The sequence below is a fragment of the Priestia sp. YIM B13489 genome (genome assembly GCF_042787645.1).
GTDB classification, from domain to species: domain Bacteria; phylum Bacillota; class Bacilli; order Bacillales; family Bacillaceae_H; genus Priestia; species Priestia megaterium.
This window is the reverse complement of record NZ_JBHZOQ010000036.1, coordinates 249360-264827: the sequence shown is the minus strand read 5'-3', so window position 1 is coordinate 264827 and position 15468 is coordinate 249360. Positions and strand designations below refer to the sequence as shown.

Sequence of the window (15468 nt, the reverse complement as noted above, 5' to 3'; positions counted from 1 at the left end):
AAAACCTCTTTTATATTTATCGAATGTTTCTCTTCAACAACCTCATTTTCTCCTGCTCCTTAATAAACTCTTGCCATTTCAAGGTTTTTCACCTTATCTTCATAAGCTTCCTGTACATGCTGATTTTTAGATACCTCTGCTACTCCTACATGCCACCATGATTCATAACCGTTCGTCATAGTTTTTGGCAGTACTTTAATATCAATTAGCGTAGAAACCTCTTGTTTTTGTGCATCTTCTATCGCCGTTTTTAATTCTTCAAGAGAACTTACGCGATACGTTTTTACACCGTAGCCTGCGGCGCTGGCTGCAAAATCAATTTTCATCACGTTTCCGTTTAGTTTTCCTGTTTCATCGTTTCGATAACGAAACTCTGTGCCAAAGCTCCCCATACCGTTTGACATTTGAAGGTTATTAATGCACCCGAAGCCTGAGTTATCAAACAGTAAAATGTTTATCTTTTTTCTTTCTTGAAGGCTTGTAATAAGCTCTGAATGAAGCATTTGATAGCTTCCATCTCCAACCATCGCATACACTTCTTTAGCTGGTTCTGCCAGCTTAACTCCAAGTGCGCCTGATACTTCATATCCCATACATGAATATCCATATTCCATATGATAGGTATTAGGTTTAATAGACTTCCACATTCTCTGTAAGTCGCCTGGAAGACTTCCTGCTGCACCAACAATGACGGAGTTGTCATCAAGGAGCTTATTCACCTCTCCAATTACTTCGGTTTGCGTTAATTGAGTACCAAGTGATTCTACATATTCAGCTAAGCTTTCATCTAAATGACCTTGTATTTCCGGAACAAAATCTGCACCAGTAAAACGTATGTTATGCAGACGCTCTAATTCTGTTTCCCATGCGTCTTTAGCATTTGCAATTTCTGTTGTATAACCAGACTGATAGCCAATTAATTTTAGCTCTTTCATAAGAGCAAGCAATCCTTCTTTTGCATCAGCTACAAGTTTCACAGCATCAAGTTTATTTGCATGAAATTCAGACGTGTTAATGGTAAGAAATTGCACGTTGGGATTTTGAAAAAGCTGTTTAGATGCTGTTGTAAAATCAGTAAATCGAGTGCCTACTCCAATTACTAAATCTGCTTCTTTAGCGATTGTATTAGCAGCTGAGTTCCCTGTTACACCTATTCCGCCCAGATTATAGCGATAGTCACTTTCAACGGCACTTTTCCCTGCTTGAGTTTCTCCAAATGGAATATGGAACTCACTAGCAAATTGTTTTAACTCTTTTACAGCTTCTGAATACCGAACGCCTCCTCCACAAATGATGATTGGCTTTTTCTTTGTTTTCATTAATTGAATTGCATCTGCTAGACTGTCCCTAGTCGGAAGGCGGCGCTCAATGCGGTGAACGCGCTTTTGGAAGAAATAAGCTGGAAAATCCCATGCTTCCCCCTGCACATCTTGAGGCAAACAAATAGTTACAGCTCCCGTATCTGCTGGATTCGTTAATACACGCATCGCATTAATCATAGCTGTCATCAATTGTTCAGGGCGGCTTACGCGATCCCAGTACTTACTCACTGGTCGAAAAGCATCGTTTGTAGAAATAGATAAATCATATGACTGTTCAATTTGCTGCAAAACGGGATCCGGCTGTCTAGTTGCAAATACATCACCAGGAAGCAGCAAAATTGGAATATTATTAGCTGAAGCAGTGGCTGCCGTTGTAACCATATTTGCTGAACCTGGCCCCACTGAAGATGTGCAAGCCATAATTTGCTTTCGATGTTTTTGTTTTGCAAAAGCCATCGCTGCATTGGCCATTCCTTGTTCATTACGTCCTTGATATACATCTAGATTTCCTGGATCTTCTTCCAAAGCTTGCCCAAGACCTACCACATTTCCGTGCCCGAAAATTGTAAAAATCCCTTTAATAAACTGATGCTGCTTTCCATCAAATTCAACATACTGCTGATTTAAAAACTTCACTAATGCTTGTGCCGTCGTCATTCTAACTGTTTCCATGCTTCTTTCTCCCTTCTAGTACTAGATTGCGATTTTAAAAAAGGAAGCATAAGGAATATCTTTAATTCCTGATACTTCCTTTAAAAATGAGATGCGATTTTTAATGAATTACTTACCAGCGCGTTGTTACCATTTTCTTTCTTGTATAAAACTCCACGCCATCCGTACCGTTTGCATGAAGATCACCATAAAAAGAATCTTTCCAGCCAGAGAATGGGAAGAATGCCATAGGTGCCGGTACCCCTACATTTACTCCTAACATACCAGATTCAATATTTTCACGGAACTCACGTACACTTGCGCCGCTATCTGTATAAATACAAGCACCGTTTGCAAATCGAGAGTTATTAGCTACTTCAATAGCTTCTTCTAATGTTTTCACACGTACAATGGACAGCACAGGTGCAAAAATTTCATCTTGCCAAATTTTCATTTCTTGCGTAACATGATCAAAAATCGTTGGTCCGACAAAGTAGCCATTGCCATTTACTGCTGCATCTGTGCGACCGTCACGAATAAGCTTTGCTCCTTCTTGCACGCCTGATTCAATATAGCTGAGCGTACGCTCTTTATGATTTTCACGAATAACTGGTCCTAAGAAGACATTTTCTTCTAAGCCGTCGCCAATTACAATATCATTTGCTTCCTCTACTAATCTTTCAATTAGCTGATCCGCAATTTCTTCTTGTACAGTAACAACAGATGCTGCCATACAACGTTCACCTGCTGAACCAAAAGCGGCTCCGATAATTTGTTTTGTTGCTACGTTCAAATCTGCATCCTTTAATACAATTGAATGGTTTTTAGCACCGGCTAAAGCTTGAACACGCTTTAAGTTTTCCGTACCTTTTTTGTACACGTACTCAGCTACAGGCTGGGAACCTACAAACGAAATAGCTTTCACTAACTTATGTTCAAGAAGACCGTTTACCACATCATGCGCGCCGTTTACAATGTTTAATACACCTTTTGGCAAACCAGCTTCTTCAAATAATTCTACTAATCTTGCAGCTAAAAGCGGTGTACGCTCAGAAGGCTTTAACACAAATGTATTGCCGCAAGCGATCGCAAGCGGGAACATCCAGCAAGGAACCATCATTGGAAAATTAAACGGCGTAATTCCCCCAATGACACCAATTGGGTAGCGGTACATGCCAGACTCAATGTCTGTTGCAATATCAGGAAGCTGTTTCCCCATCATTAACGTAGGAGCACCCGCCGCAAATTCTACACATTCAATACCACGCTGCACTTCGCCTCGCGCTTCGTTAAAGCTTTTTCCGTTTTCAACCGTCACTAACTTTGCTAATTCATCCCAGTTATCTACTAATAGCTGCTGATACTTGAATAAAATTCGTGCACGTTTAGGCACGGCTGTTTTTGCCCACCCTTTGAACGCTTCATTTGCTGCTTGCACCGCTTGATCTACGTCTTCTTTTGTAGAAAGAGGTACCTGTGCGATTAATTCACCTGTCGCTGGGTTATACACAGGTTCCGTTTTTGATGTAGCTGATTCAATCCATTGTCCACCAATATAGTTTTTTACTGTTTTTACTGCTGTCTGTGTCATAGAATATCTCTCCCTTTATCTCATTTTAATAAGTTGCTATTCCTTTAATCTCTCAAGATTTTCCCTTTGTTTATTAAACTTCCTGCAAAACTTCCGTTGCTGTCTCCATAAAGTTGAAGAGCTCAACGCTTGTCGGCATAGCATCTGAACAGCTGTGTTTTGAAATTACAATCGAAGCGGAGGCACCCCCCAATCGCATTGCCTGTGGAATTTCCAGCCCTTGCATCAATCCGTAAATAAAGGCTGAAGCATATGAATCACCAGCGCCAAACGTTTTCAGAACTTTTGTTTTAAATATTCCTCCGCGGTGAGATTTACCATCTCTTGTATAGGCAATAGACCCTTCTCCACCGTGCTTAATCACGACGATTTGAGCATGGTGAGAAAACCAGCGCTCTGCTGTTACTTGATCATTAGATTCTTTATAATTTAAAAGTTTTTCCATCATGTCAAACTCTTCTCGCGTACCAATAATTACATCTGATTTTTCAGCGGCTAAATTAAAATAGACTGCCGTTTCAGCTTCCGATTCCCATGTATATGGACGATAGTCGATATCAAAAAACACTACAACTTCATGCTTGCGTGCGTGTTCTAGTGCTAAAAACACTGCTTCACGAGAAGGACTTTGCGCAAGAGCTGTTCCAGATATTAAAAGTGCCTTTGACTGTTTGATATATTCTTCGGATACTTCTGTAGGACTTAGCTTTAAATCCGCTACGTTATCACGATACATTAAGATGCTGCAATCTGTAGGGCTCTTGATTTCCGTAAAAGCAAGCCCCGTTACGGCCCCCGTTTTATCAACAACAATGCTATCTGTATTAATCTTATTTTTTTGCAGATAATCCATAATGAAGCGTCCCATTTGATCATCTGATACTTTTCCGATAAAACCGGTTTTTAAGCCTAGCCTTGCTGCTCCAATCGCAATATTAGCCGGAGAGCCTCCGACATATTTAGTAAATGTTTTAGTCTCTTCCATTGGACGCTGTGTTTCATTTGCATTTAAATCAATACATAAACGGCCAACAGCGATGAAATCTAACCCACGATTTTCTTTAAAAACAAGCGGATTCATCTTTATTCCTCCTTAGTTAAGCGCTTTCTTAAAAGGGTAGAAAGACCAATTTCTTTCATCCCCACGTTTACTGTCATTAATTCACTGCGTATTTTTTATGTTCAATCTTCACTGGCTGCCCGGATAGTAAAGATTCTTTTGCTGCTTTAGCAATCCGTTCTGCTTGTAACCCATCGTTCCCTGTACAAATAACGCTTTGCTTTTCCATAATTGCTCTTGCAAACTGTGTCACTTCCGCTATGTACGCTTGTGTATAGCGCTCAAGAAAGAAATACAGCGGCTTCTCTTTGACTACGCTTTCGCCTGTTGATATTTCTACTGTAGTAGGACGGCAATTGTCAGCGGCAGCTGCACCTTTTTCACCAAAAACTTCAAGGCGCTGATCGTAACCGTAGACAGCTTGACGACTGTTATCGATTACACCTAAAGCTCCATTTGCAAATTTTAATGACACAATTGCTGTATCTATATCCCCTGCTTCTTCAATAGCAGGATCGATGAGCGTAGTGCCGTAAGCCGATACTTCAATTACTTCACTGTCCATTACATAACGAGCCATATCAAAATCATGAATCATCATATCCATGAACAATCCTCCTGAAGCGCGAACGTATTCCGGACTCGGAGGCTGAGGATCTCTGGAGGTGATTTTTAAAATGTGCGGCTGTCCTACTTCTCCTTGCTGTACAAGATCATGCACTTTTTTAAAATTGGGATCAAAGCGTCGGTTAAAGCCAACTTGAAGCTGCACGCCATGTTCTTTTACTACTTCTAACGCTTGGATTGTTTCTTCTACTGAAAAACTAACGGGCTTTTCACAGAAAATATGCTTTTTCGCTCGAGCTGCTTCTTTAATAATCGATGCGTGCGTATTCGTTGGCGAACAAATGAAAACGGCATCAATTTCTGGATCAGCTAATAAATCTTGATAATTTGTTGTTAACGTCGAAATTTCTTTACTTGTAGCCCATTCATGTAAATGGTCTACTACCACATCTGAAACCGCTTTAATTTTTATTTGCGGCATTAATTTTAAATTATCAACGTGTAATTTCCCTATGCGTCCAGCACCAATTATTCCAATTGTAAGAATCCCCATCTTATTTTCCCCTTTAATTAAAAGTTAAGAAAACATTCGCTCAAACCTTTATACAGGTTAAGCGCTTTCCTGATTCCAATTATACATAACGTTTTCTGAAATGCAAACAGTTTTTATAGATTATTTAGAATATTTGTTTTTTAGCATTCTAAATAATCTATAAAAAACTATTTTTATTTTTTATCTATTTATCGATGAAACATAAAGAAATTCTCTATATTTAAGTATTTTTATCATGAATTCAGTGATTATTGACTTACATACTAATATTTTTATGATCGAAATAATTTAATTGAAAATTATATATATTTGAAATTTTAATTGACGTTCAAAAAATGTAAGCGTATACTTTTTATCAAATAGATTAAGCGCTTAACCAAATTAGTTTGATGTTTTACACAAAATAATCGATCTGGTGGTGTGGAAAATGAATGAATTTATTTCCAGAAAAACGGCTTTAGACAGGATTGGGATCCCTTCTCATTTAACGTGGGGATACATAGGTATTATTGTTTTTATGATTGGCGATGGTTTAGAACAAGGATGGTTATCTCCTTATCTTGTAGAACGAGGTTTAACCATTGAACATGCTGCTTTACTGTTTACTGTTTACGGCATTACGGTCTCTGTTTCTTCCTGGTTCTCCGGCGTACTGGTTCAACTGTGGGGTCCTAGAAAAGCAATGGCATTCGGCTTGATATCCTTTATTATTGGTTCAATTGGATTTATAGGTTTAGGACTTCATATTATGAATTACACCATTATACTAATTTGTTATGCTCTTAGAGGATTTGGTTACCCTTTATTTGCTTACTCATTCTTGGTCTGGGTGTCTTACCGCACACCCCAGGAAATGCTTTCAAAAGCAGTAGGCTGGTTTTGGTTTGTCTTCCAGCTCGGATTAAGCGTAATCGGAGCCTTTTACTCAAGTTATATGGTTCCAAAGATTGGAGAAATCGCTACCTTATGGAGTGGTTTACTTTTTGTTTTGATCGGTGGAATCTTTTCGATTATTATGAATAAAGACAAGTTTACCGTACAAAAAGTAAACGATAATAAAACAAAAGAATTAATGAAAGGGATTACAATTGCATTTGAGAACCCTAAAGTAGGAATCGGCGGTATCGTAAAGATTATTAACTCTGCTGCTCAATTTGGATTTGTTGTTTTCTTGCCAACATATATGATGAAACATGATTTTACGATGAGTGAATGGTTGCAAATCTGGGGTACATTGTTTTTTGTGAATATGGCTTTTAATATTATTTTTGGTATTGTTGGAGATAAGTTTGGCTGGGTAAATACAATCAAATGGTTTGGCGGAGTTGGATGCGGAATTGTAACACTTGCTCTCTACTATGTACCGCAATTCGTCGGACATAATTATTGGGTAATGATGATTGTCGCATGCTGTTACGGTGCAACGCTAGCAGGTTATGTCCCTCTTACAGCGTTAGTGCCTTCTTTAGCTCCGGAGAATAAAGGAGCTGCAATGTCTGTGTTGAACTTAGGATCTGGACTTTCTGCTTTTGTAGGTCCTTTAATTGTGACCGTTTTTATTGGTCTTTTGGGCACGGGCGGCGTAATTTGGATCTTTGCTTGCTTATACTTCTTTGGTGCTTTTCTAACTGGTTTCCTTACGATTCCAACAGAGACAACTATTAAAGGCGAAACAATAAACGAAGTCAAAAGTCCGGTCTCTCTATAAATATGCTTAAGAAGAAAAAGCTGCAGGTGTCTCAACACCTGCAGCTTTTTTACTTTCTCTATTTTATAACTTTTTTACCGACGCACGTTCTACTAGTTCGGGAATAATCGTTACTCGCTGTTTCGCATGCTCTTCTTTTTTCATAGACTTTAACAGCTGTTCAAACGTACTAGTAGCCATCTGAGAAATGGGTTGTTCAATCGTTGTCAAACCCGGCTCAGCAATATCAGCATAAATCGTATTATCGAATCCAATTACCGACAGATCTCCCGGGATCGAAAGCCCCTGCTTTCTTGCCTCGTTTATGAGCGATACCCCAATTAGATCTGTACATGCAAAGACTGCTGTTGGCCTATTAGGCAAGGAAAGCAGCTGTTTACTTGCTCTCCTGCTATCTTCTACTGTTGAATAACAGCTGATAATGGATTGATTTTCTAGTGATAAATTTGCTTCTGTGAGCGCTTGTTTAAATCCCGCTAATCGTCCCTCACTGCTTTTTCTATCTTTTTCAGTCATAATCGTTACCGATTGATGACCTTTTTCTATTAAATACGTACCTGCGATATATCCTCCGCGAACGTTATCAATTGTCACTACATGCGTTGAAATAGAAGGATGGTCAACTGAAAACAATACAAGCGGTACATCATGCTTCACGATCTTCTTTACGAGCTTCGTATCATTTAGTTCGGTTGCGATAATGATTCCATCTACTTGTTTTTTAAATAAAAGATCTATATATTCATGTTCGCGCGCAGTTTGATGATCTGTACTGCATAAAAAAAGCGTGTATCCCGCTGCTCTAGCACTATTTTCAAAAGCTCTTGCTACCTCTGCAAAAAAAGGATTCGAGATATCAGGAACTAGAACACCGATCGTGTACGTCTTTTTTCCTGTTAACGCCGCTGCAACACTGCTAGGCTGATAATCTAATTCCATCATTACTTCATTCACTTTTTTTATCGTTTTTTCACTAATACGGCCTGTTTGATTGATTACTTTGGATACAGTGGCTATTGATACCCCTGCTTTTTTCGCAACATCGTAAATGGTTGGTTTCACTTTCACTGTTCCTTTCTTCGTGATCTCTTTCCTTATTTTATCACGAAAGTATTCAATCGTTTATTTTAGATAAAATCTTTCGTTTTAAAAGAGAAATAAAAAAGCTGTTCAATGTGCAACAGCTTTTTTTAAAATGATTAATTTTTCAACGATTGTTTGCTCATCCATTCCATTATGCTTGTTGTGCTTCCGTTTATTTTAGCGTTGGGCTCATTATTATACAGATATATCCAAGATGAATGTCCATTATACTGATAGGGCGAACCATCGTTATTTTTATACAAGCCTGTGGTGTCATGGACATCTTCAAATAGTGATAAATAAACATTATTTGCATGGCTTTTCACCAAACGTTCATAAGTTGGAAGAGTGTTAATTGTTGGCGGAAGGACCGTATCATTCTTGGCGGCTACGAACCAAATAGGTGTTTCTTTCATCTTTTCAATATCTTGATTCGTAATTAATCTATCATTTAGTCCTTCACATACTGGAAATGCTGCTGCAAAGTATTTTGGATAATCACGAATCATAAGCATAGTCATATATCCGCCATTAGATGCTCCTCCGATATAGATTCTATTGGGATCAATATCAGGGTTTTTAGAAACATATTCTTCAATTAAGGCCATCAGTGATTCTTTATAAATAGAAGTTCCATCCGCTTTACTCGTATAACCATCCATCCATTTTGTTGGCGCTTGCGGTACTAAAACGTAGGCACCTTCAAAATAAGCCTGAGTTTCTTTTGTGATAAAACTAACAGCTTTATTGGCAGATAAGGGAATTTTTGCATCTGTTCCTCCCTCTCCTCCACCATGTAGCCAAATGATTAATGGATTCTTTTTCTTATCCTTTGCCGGTGCATGACTTGCGTATGCTAATTCTATATTTTGATATATACCTTTTTTAATTGTAAAATCATCTACGAGTTCTTTTTTCTCTCCCGCAAACTGTTTCACTACAAGCCCTGACAACTTTCCTTTATTTGTTATCATGTCTTTTTGCTGAGTAATGGTATATTGACTGTCTATCCATGCATTTAACCCTGTACCATATTCATCGTAATTTAGTGGTGCTCCTAATGAAACAGCTGGTCCAACTTCCATTTCTAAAACTGCATATTTTCCAGTATGTACGGCTGGTTGTCCATCTTTATCGGATACATAGGCTTTTTTTACTGTACGACCTCCTTGTTCCAATAAAGACGGTTCTAATCGACTATCACTGCGAGCCACATGCACCTTAAACGTTTCTTTTGTAAGTGAATTGGTTGGAACAGGTTCACCTAAGTCAATAATAATTTTTGTGATCGCCGCTCCCCAGTCATAAATCTCTGTCACTGTACGATAGGATGTAGATTTTTCGTGCGTCTGCTTCGCCAGCGCTGCTTTCTCATAAGAGAGTACAATGCCAATTGCTAAACTCAATGTAATAGCCAATAGTACAGACTTTTTTAACCTTTGATACATACCAAATCTCCTCCTTTTAAATAGAATAGGAATATTAAAATTCTCCTTCTATCTTAATTATTTTGTAACCGCTTACTTACTTGTGTTCTATTTTACTTGCCCTCTCTCTCTTTCTACACATAATTATTTTCCGTTACCTAGCGGAAACTTTTGGTTCTTTATTCCAATAAGCATATTCTATAAGTCCCTGAAAAAATTTTTTTATTTTATGTATAAAAACTATCTATTAATCAAATCATAATCTTAACCTTATAAAAGGAGTTGATTATGATGGCAAACAGCAGAAATAAGAGCAGCAACGAATTAGCAGTACACGGTGCTCAACAAGCAATCGATCAAATGAAATATGAGATCGCTAGTGAATTTGGCGTAACTCTTGGTCCTGACACAACTGCACGCGCAAACGGCTCAGTAGGCGGCGAAATCACAAAACGTCTTGTGCAAATGGCTGAACAGCAACTTGGCGGCGGACGTTTCTAAATCACTATCATAAGCAATACGGCTGGAGGAAGAGCGAATAACCGTTCTTCCTTTTCCCATTTTTACATAATCTCTTATCGCATTTCTTCTCCTCTATATGTATCTAAAACAAAACCTCCCCATAACGTTTACGTTCCGTTATATAAGGTTCTCTTTCTCTCACAATAGATTGTTTATGATAAAACATAAAAAGAAGTTCCTTTTATAGGAACTTCTTTCATCTCACTCTATAAATGTGCAAGCTCTTTAGATATCTTTTCGGTCTTTGCTTTTAGCTGCTCTTGCTGACCTTCTAAGTCAGCAAGAACAGCTAATACTTCCGTATTCTCTGGTTCTTCTTCATACTGTTTTAACGTAGCAACAAGAGACTGTGAAACTTTGATGAGCTTCTGATTAACTTCTTGCTGCTGTTTTAAATAGTCAAGTTCGTATTCTGTTTTTTCTAGATTTCTCATCGGTCCCCTTCCTTTCGTTAACTAGCTTTTATTTAAGAACGCAGTCTTTTATTATCGCATTTGGTTACTTCAACATTACCTTATTTTATTTTCGTGATTGCCGTATAACATTTTTTCATTCATTGGGTCAGCTGATTTTTCAGCAGGTGTCACTGTTTGTCCTAGAGCTGAATTGTGTTTATCATGCTCAACTGCGTCTACCATCAGCAAAACTTTTCCTTTTTTAAGATCAGATACATATGAGGAAGCTTCTGCAGCAGGTACACCATATTCGGTTAATTGATTTTCGATTCGATTAACATCTTGATCCATTTTTTCTTCAGACGGCGTAAAAGCATTTTTTATTTTCTCCATAAAGGATTGATGGTGCTTTGAGTGTTGATCTGTATCAACTGTTTGCACACCAATTCCTGCAGAATGCTCAATCGCTTCTGTATTTTCATGACGCAGACCACTGTTTGTCAAGACAGAAAGTGCACTATCCGGATATCCCTGTGTTTTTAAATTTCGAATCGCTGTAATAACCGCTGCCTCTGAATCATACGTACCTACTACATTTTTTGTCATTTTCTCTTCCTCCTAGGTATTATCATTTTTTAGCTTGTTATAGTATTAATACCCTTGGATTTTTTGGTAAAACTTTTTAATTTTATCTCTAACTCTCCTTACAAGGAGAAACCAATAAAATAACAGACCTGAATCTAAAAATTCAAGTCTGCTTCATGGTATCAATGATTTGTATTATAAAATTGGTGACAGTAAGCGAGATACCGCTTCTTTAAATTTTATAAGAAGAGAGCGCTCTTTATATCGTTCAAACGTTAATTTTGAACTGCATTGCACATCTTCAAGAAACAGGTTCTGCAACTTTTTGGCAATAGGCTGGTCATATACAACTGCATTCACTTCAAAATTAAGGCTGAAACTTCGTGGATCAATATTCGTCGTGCCTACAGAAGACACTTCATTATCTACTACAATCGTTTTAGCATGCAAAAAGCCTTTTTCATAGAGATAAATATGTGCACCATACGTCAGCAGTTCGCCTACGTGAGACCACGTAGCCCAATAAACAAAAGGATGATCGGGTTTGTTTGGAATCATAATATGAATCTCTACTCCAGATAATAAAGCAATTTTACAAGCATCCATAAAGCTTGCGTCTGGAATAAAGTAAGGCGTTTGAAGGTACACACTTTCTTTGGCCGACATAATCAATGAGATATACATGTTTTTCAGATGCTGAGTAGTCGAGTTTGGCCCGCTTGCTACAATTTGTACAGGAACCGTTCCAGAATGAGTTTCTGTACGATGCAAAAATTGTTCCAGTTCAATTGGCTGCTTTGTTGCTTGATGCCAATCTAAAATGAATCTCCCTTGAATATCGTTCACTGACTCTCCTTTAATACGAAAATGAGTGTCTCTCCAATAACCCATTTTTGGATCTAACCCTAAATATTCATCTCCTACGTTAAATCCTCCTATGTATGCTACTTCACCATCAATAATACAAAGCTTTCGATGATTTCGATTGTTAATCCGAAAATTAATTAAGCGAAGAATTGAAGGGAAAAACGCCTGTGCTTCGCCGCCATATGAAATAAGCTCCTTAAAAAATGATGGCGTCATTTTTCTAGATCCTACTTCATCATAAAGAACGCGAACCTTTATGCCTTCTTTTGCTTTTTTTGTTAGCTCATCTCTTAATTTTTTCCCAAGATTATCTCGTTGAATAATATAATATTGAATATTAATTTCTTTTTTAGCATTTCGAATGTCCTCAAACAATGCATCAAATTTCTGATTACCATCACTAAAGATATCAATTTCATTGTCCGTGCGCACGAGTGACTTAGAAGAATTTAAATTAGTGAACAGCAGTTTATTATGTTGAATCAATAAATCATTTCGATACTCATGGGTAGCTTTAAGTTCTTTTAATTGTTCATCTACTGAAGATCTTAAATATTCCCGCTCATCAGATGATAACTTATAAAAGTTCTTCTGTTTTAGCTGTCTTCCAAAGAATAGATATACAATAAAGCCGACAATCGGTATAAAAAATAAAATAAGAAGCCACGCCCATGTAGATCCTATATCTCTTCGTTCGATGAAAATAAGAATACCGGCTAATAAAACATTAATAGCTGTTACAACAGATACACTTAGTGTAAAGATATGGGCAAATTCCATCCTATTACTCCTTTCTTTCTACTGCATTGCTTTATTAACTCATTTCCGTTTTTAACGCTTTCATTCACTTTACTATACATAACACAGATCGCTTCCTTTTTCACCTTTAGGATCCAAATTTTTTCTTTTTTGCTACACTAAAAATGTGAAATATTTCTTTTATGGTGTATTAAAAACAAGGGGGGAGATAATTTGTTTTTTTCGTTTATTTTTCTTAGCCTCATCAATGTATTTGTCAGTATTAGCCTGGGGTATACGGCTTATCAATTATTTAGAAAAGCATTTATTGGAGGTATTCTTACGTGTATCCTTGCTTGCAGCGCCCCTATCATGTTTGTATGGCCTTCCCTGTTTCTATCAACGGGCATATCACTTTTTCTCTACTTTCTCATTATTTACTCAAAAAAGCACATATCATCTAATATATAAATAAAAAACACGAAAATCTAAGATTTCCGTGTTTTTTATCTACAAGCTGTATACGTAATAATCTTGCACGTGATATGAATTGAAACCGCATGTTTCGTAGAGTTGCAAAGCGCGTTTGTTTTTCGCTTCAACCTCAAGAAATATATCATATCCTAGCCGAAACTGCTTTAAAACAACTTGTTTTAAAGCAGCTTTTCCTATTCCTGATTTTTGGTAAGAAGGTAAAATACCAAATCCATAAATCCATGCTTCGCTTTTATCATACGATACCCTTAACTTTCCAACCGCTTGACTATTGTACTCTACGATAAAATGAATTTGCTGTTCTTCCGTTTTCGTTTGTTCATAATAAGCAGCTGCTTCTGTTAAAGACATACCAAAGCATTCCACATCGACTTGCATTTCCATTTTCATATCTGTATCTGATTGGGAAGAGCGAAGTGTAACAAAGGGATTATCATCTTCCAATTCTTTTTCTGCCCACTTCATTTGATATTCTGAAAAAGTAAATGAACATGGAATTTGCTTTAAGAACTCCCTGCCTGAAACCGAATCGCCAGGAGCATTTAATAAAATCTCTGTATACCCACGCTTCTTACATATATGTAAAGCTTGAGAAAACAGCTTTGAAAAAATCCTTTTTCGGCGATAGCTAGGAGCGACCATTCCGCATATTTCTACTGTATTCCCAAACCCATAAAGACCAATAAACCCAACAAGCTGATTATCTTCATAATGAAAAAAATCGTTAACTTCATTTTGTTTTCGACTTCGTAACATATCAAAATTCAGCTTCAGCTCTATGTGCTCTTCTTGTTCGCAAATAGACTGTAGCTTTTGTATATCTTCTAACACATGTTGTTCTAACATAAAACGCCCCCTGCATTCTTCTTTTTATTATAAGTTCGGCTTTATTTAACTTTTTCCTTTCATCTTTAGCGCAATAGTCGAATAATTATAGGGTAAAAGCAAGATCAAAAAGCATATAGAGTAATCAAACTAAATAGGCGGGGTGCTTATGAAAAAGACCATTTTAATAAGTTTTATGGCACTAGTTGCTTTAACCATTATTTATTGCCTGCAGAAAGAATTCATTTTCGCTTTAGCTTTGTGGAGCATTTATGGAACAGTATTATCTGTTTTTGTATATTTTTCTTTTTACAAATCAACGGAAGATCGCGAGGAGGAGTAACAATAAAGCTATTAAAAGGTCGGTGAAATAAACTTTTTTACAGACCTTTTATAAATTTACAACTGGGATATATGTTGGTAACAACTTAGAAACAAGTAACCCTTATTCTTAGTGTTATAGAAAAGTTATTACCTATTTCACTAAGGAGTTGGATATTTGTATGAAGACAATTACAAAATCTATATCGGTTTTAGCATTAGCAGCGGGCTTTACTTTTTCATCTCTATCTGGAACACTGCCATTCACTCACGAGCAAACAGCAAGTGCAGCAGAAAAAATAAACGCACCGTTCAGCGTATATGAAGTGACCGCAAACGTACTCAATATACGTGCAAAACCTAGCACTCAGGGAAAGATTCTTGATACATTAAGAAAAAAAGATCAAATCGAAGTAGTCAAGTTTGTAAATGCAGACTGGGCCGCCATTAAAATAATTGGCGGCACCGGATATATCAGTACTTCCTATTTAATGAAAGTCCCTACCACTGTTCATACAGCTGCTAACCTTAATTTACGCACAGGGCCTAGCACAAGCAACAAAGTTGTAACAACTATTCCTAAAGGAAAAAGCGTCAGCTTCTTAGCTTGGGGCTACTCAAAAGATAACAAGCTTTCATTTGATTGGGCTTTTGTAGAATACAACGGCTTTAAAGGATATGTAAGCACTGCGTACTTACAGTTACCTACTTATAGATAAAAATAGATAACTCCCTTGAATTATTTCAAGGGAGTTTAT

At 37.3% G+C, this 15468-nt stretch carries 14 protein-coding genes; 4 read left to right on the top strand and 10 right to left on the bottom strand.

Annotation, left to right across the window (positions count from 1 at the left end; all coding sequences use genetic code 11):
• Positions 1-59 precede the first annotated feature (59 nt).
• The 4 genes from iolD to iolG form a co-directional block, all read right to left on the bottom strand.
• The gene (gene iolD / locus ACFX4W_RS03190; protein ID WP_043981664.1) at positions 60-1994 is read right to left on the bottom strand and encodes a 3D-(3,5/4)-trihydroxycyclohexane-1,2-dione acylhydrolase (decyclizing); all 1935 of its coding nucleotides are present in this window, start codon (positions 1992-1994) and stop codon (positions 60-62) included.
• Between the two features lie 112 nt (positions 1995-2106).
• On the bottom strand, positions 2107-3564 hold the full coding sequence (locus tag ACFX4W_RS03185) for a CoA-acylating methylmalonate-semialdehyde dehydrogenase (protein WP_043982695.1): 1458 nt from the start codon (positions 3562-3564) through the stop codon (positions 2107-2109).
• Between the two features lie 73 nt (positions 3565-3637).
• The gene (gene iolC, locus ACFX4W_RS03180; RefSeq protein WP_043982693.1) at positions 3638-4645 is read right to left on the bottom strand and encodes a 5-dehydro-2-deoxygluconokinase; all 1008 of its coding nucleotides are present in this window, start codon (positions 4643-4645) and stop codon (positions 3638-3640) included.
• A gap of 76 nt (positions 4646-4721) precedes the next feature.
• Entirely contained in the window at positions 4722-5744 is a 1023-nt protein-coding gene (gene iolG, locus ACFX4W_RS03175; protein ID WP_043982691.1) for an inositol 2-dehydrogenase, read from the bottom strand.
• Positions 5745-6171: 427 nt separating this feature from the next.
• Between iolG and ACFX4W_RS03170 the strand changes: the two genes are divergently transcribed.
• Positions 6172-7452 carry an MFS transporter gene (locus tag ACFX4W_RS03170; protein WP_013055219.1) on the top strand — a complete coding sequence of 427 codons (1281 nt, stop codon included), beginning with the start codon at positions 6172-6174 and terminating at the stop codon, positions 7450-7452.
• A 63-nt stretch (positions 7453-7515) separates the two neighbouring features.
• Here the strand turns inward: ACFX4W_RS03170 and ACFX4W_RS03165 are convergent, their stop codons facing one another.
• Together ACFX4W_RS03165 and ACFX4W_RS03160 are read right to left on the bottom strand one after the other, a co-directional pair.
• Positions 7516-8514, bottom strand: coding sequence for a LacI family DNA-binding transcriptional regulator (locus ACFX4W_RS03165; RefSeq protein WP_013055218.1), 999 nt, complete (start codon positions 8512-8514; stop codon positions 7516-7518).
• Positions 8515-8651: 137 nt separating this feature from the next.
• Entirely contained in the window at positions 8652-9983 is a 1332-nt protein-coding gene (locus tag ACFX4W_RS03160) for a prolyl oligopeptidase family serine peptidase (protein WP_043982690.1), read from the bottom strand.
• Positions 9984-10253: 270 nt separating this feature from the next.
• Here ACFX4W_RS03160 and ACFX4W_RS03155 point away from each other — a divergent pair, with 270 nt between their 5' ends.
• Positions 10254-10463: an alpha/beta-type small acid-soluble spore protein gene (locus ACFX4W_RS03155; RefSeq protein ID WP_016762907.1), complete on the top strand. Its 210-nt coding sequence runs from the start codon at positions 10254-10256 to the stop codon at positions 10461-10463.
• Positions 10464-10690: 227 nt separating this feature from the next.
• Here the strand turns inward: ACFX4W_RS03155 and ACFX4W_RS03150 are convergent, their stop codons facing one another.
• From ACFX4W_RS03150 to ACFX4W_RS03135, 4 genes are all read right to left on the bottom strand, one after another.
• Positions 10691-10918, bottom strand: coding sequence for a hypothetical protein (locus ACFX4W_RS03150; RefSeq protein ID WP_028410211.1), 228 nt, complete (start codon positions 10916-10918; stop codon positions 10691-10693).
• A gap of 75 nt (positions 10919-10993) precedes the next feature.
• Positions 10994-11485, bottom strand: a complete 492-nt coding sequence (locus tag ACFX4W_RS03145) for a YflT domain-containing protein (RefSeq protein ID WP_043982688.1) — start codon at positions 11483-11485, stop codon at positions 10994-10996.
• 174 nt (positions 11486-11659) lie between these two features.
• A complete protein-coding gene (gene cls, locus ACFX4W_RS03140) occupies positions 11660-13111 on the bottom strand; it encodes a cardiolipin synthase (protein WP_043982686.1) in 1452 nt (483 codons plus the stop codon).
• 468 nt (positions 13112-13579) lie between these two features.
• Positions 13580-14410 carry a GNAT family N-acetyltransferase gene (locus ACFX4W_RS03135; RefSeq protein WP_043982685.1) on the bottom strand — a complete coding sequence of 277 codons (831 nt, stop codon included), beginning with the start codon at positions 14408-14410 and terminating at the stop codon, positions 13580-13582.
• A 148-nt stretch (positions 14411-14558) separates the two neighbouring features.
• Between ACFX4W_RS03135 and ACFX4W_RS03130 the strand changes: the two genes are divergently transcribed.
• Together ACFX4W_RS03130 and ACFX4W_RS03125 are read left to right on the top strand one after the other, a co-directional pair.
• Entirely contained in the window at positions 14559-14732 is a 174-nt protein-coding gene (locus tag ACFX4W_RS03130; protein WP_165575601.1) for a hypothetical protein, read from the top strand.
• A 160-nt stretch (positions 14733-14892) separates the two neighbouring features.
• Positions 14893-15429: an SH3 domain-containing protein gene (locus ACFX4W_RS03125; protein ID WP_043982683.1), complete on the top strand. Its 537-nt coding sequence runs from the start codon at positions 14893-14895 to the stop codon at positions 15427-15429.
• Positions 15430-15468: the final 39 nt, after the last annotated feature.

What these genes read in the sequence shown, in the direction of transcription:
- ACFX4W_RS03145 (WP_043982688.1), bottom strand. Translation starts at nt 11,485, where the DNA reads ATGACAAAAAATGTAGTAGGTACGTATGATTCAGAGGCAGCGGTTATT.
- ACFX4W_RS03135 (WP_043982685.1), bottom strand. Translation starts at nt 14,410, where the DNA reads ATGTTAGAACAACATGTGTTAGAAGATATACAAAAGCTACAGTCTATT.
- iolC (WP_043982693.1), bottom strand. Translation starts at nt 4,645, where the DNA reads ATGAATCCGCTTGTTTTTAAAGAAAATCGTGGGTTAGATTTCATCGCT.
- ACFX4W_RS03130 (WP_165575601.1), top strand. Translation starts at nt 14,559, where the DNA reads ATGAAAAAGACCATTTTAATAAGTTTTATGGCACTAGTTGCTTTAACC.
- ACFX4W_RS03160 (WP_043982690.1), bottom strand. Translation starts at nt 9,983, where the DNA reads ATGTATCAAAGGTTAAAAAAGTCTGTACTATTGGCTATTACATTGAGT.
- ACFX4W_RS03150 (WP_028410211.1), bottom strand. Translation starts at nt 10,918, where the DNA reads ATGAGAAATCTAGAAAAAACAGAATACGAACTTGACTATTTAAAACAG.
- ACFX4W_RS03155 (WP_016762907.1), top strand. Translation starts at nt 10,254, where the DNA reads ATGGCAAACAGCAGAAATAAGAGCAGCAACGAATTAGCAGTACACGGT.
- ACFX4W_RS03170 (WP_013055219.1), top strand. Translation starts at nt 6,172, where the DNA reads ATGAATGAATTTATTTCCAGAAAAACGGCTTTAGACAGGATTGGGATC.
- ACFX4W_RS03185 (WP_043982695.1), bottom strand. Translation starts at nt 3,564, where the DNA reads ATGACACAGACAGCAGTAAAAACAGTAAAAAACTATATTGGTGGACAA.
- cls (WP_043982686.1), bottom strand. Translation starts at nt 13,111, where the DNA reads ATGGAATTTGCCCATATCTTTACACTAAGTGTATCTGTTGTAACAGCT.
- ACFX4W_RS03125 (WP_043982683.1), top strand. Translation starts at nt 14,893, where the DNA reads ATGAAGACAATTACAAAATCTATATCGGTTTTAGCATTAGCAGCGGGC.
- iolG (WP_043982691.1), bottom strand. Translation starts at nt 5,744, where the DNA reads ATGGGGATTCTTACAATTGGAATAATTGGTGCTGGACGCATAGGGAAA.
- iolD (WP_043981664.1), bottom strand. Translation starts at nt 1,994, where the DNA reads ATGGAAACAGTTAGAATGACGACGGCACAAGCATTAGTGAAGTTTTTA.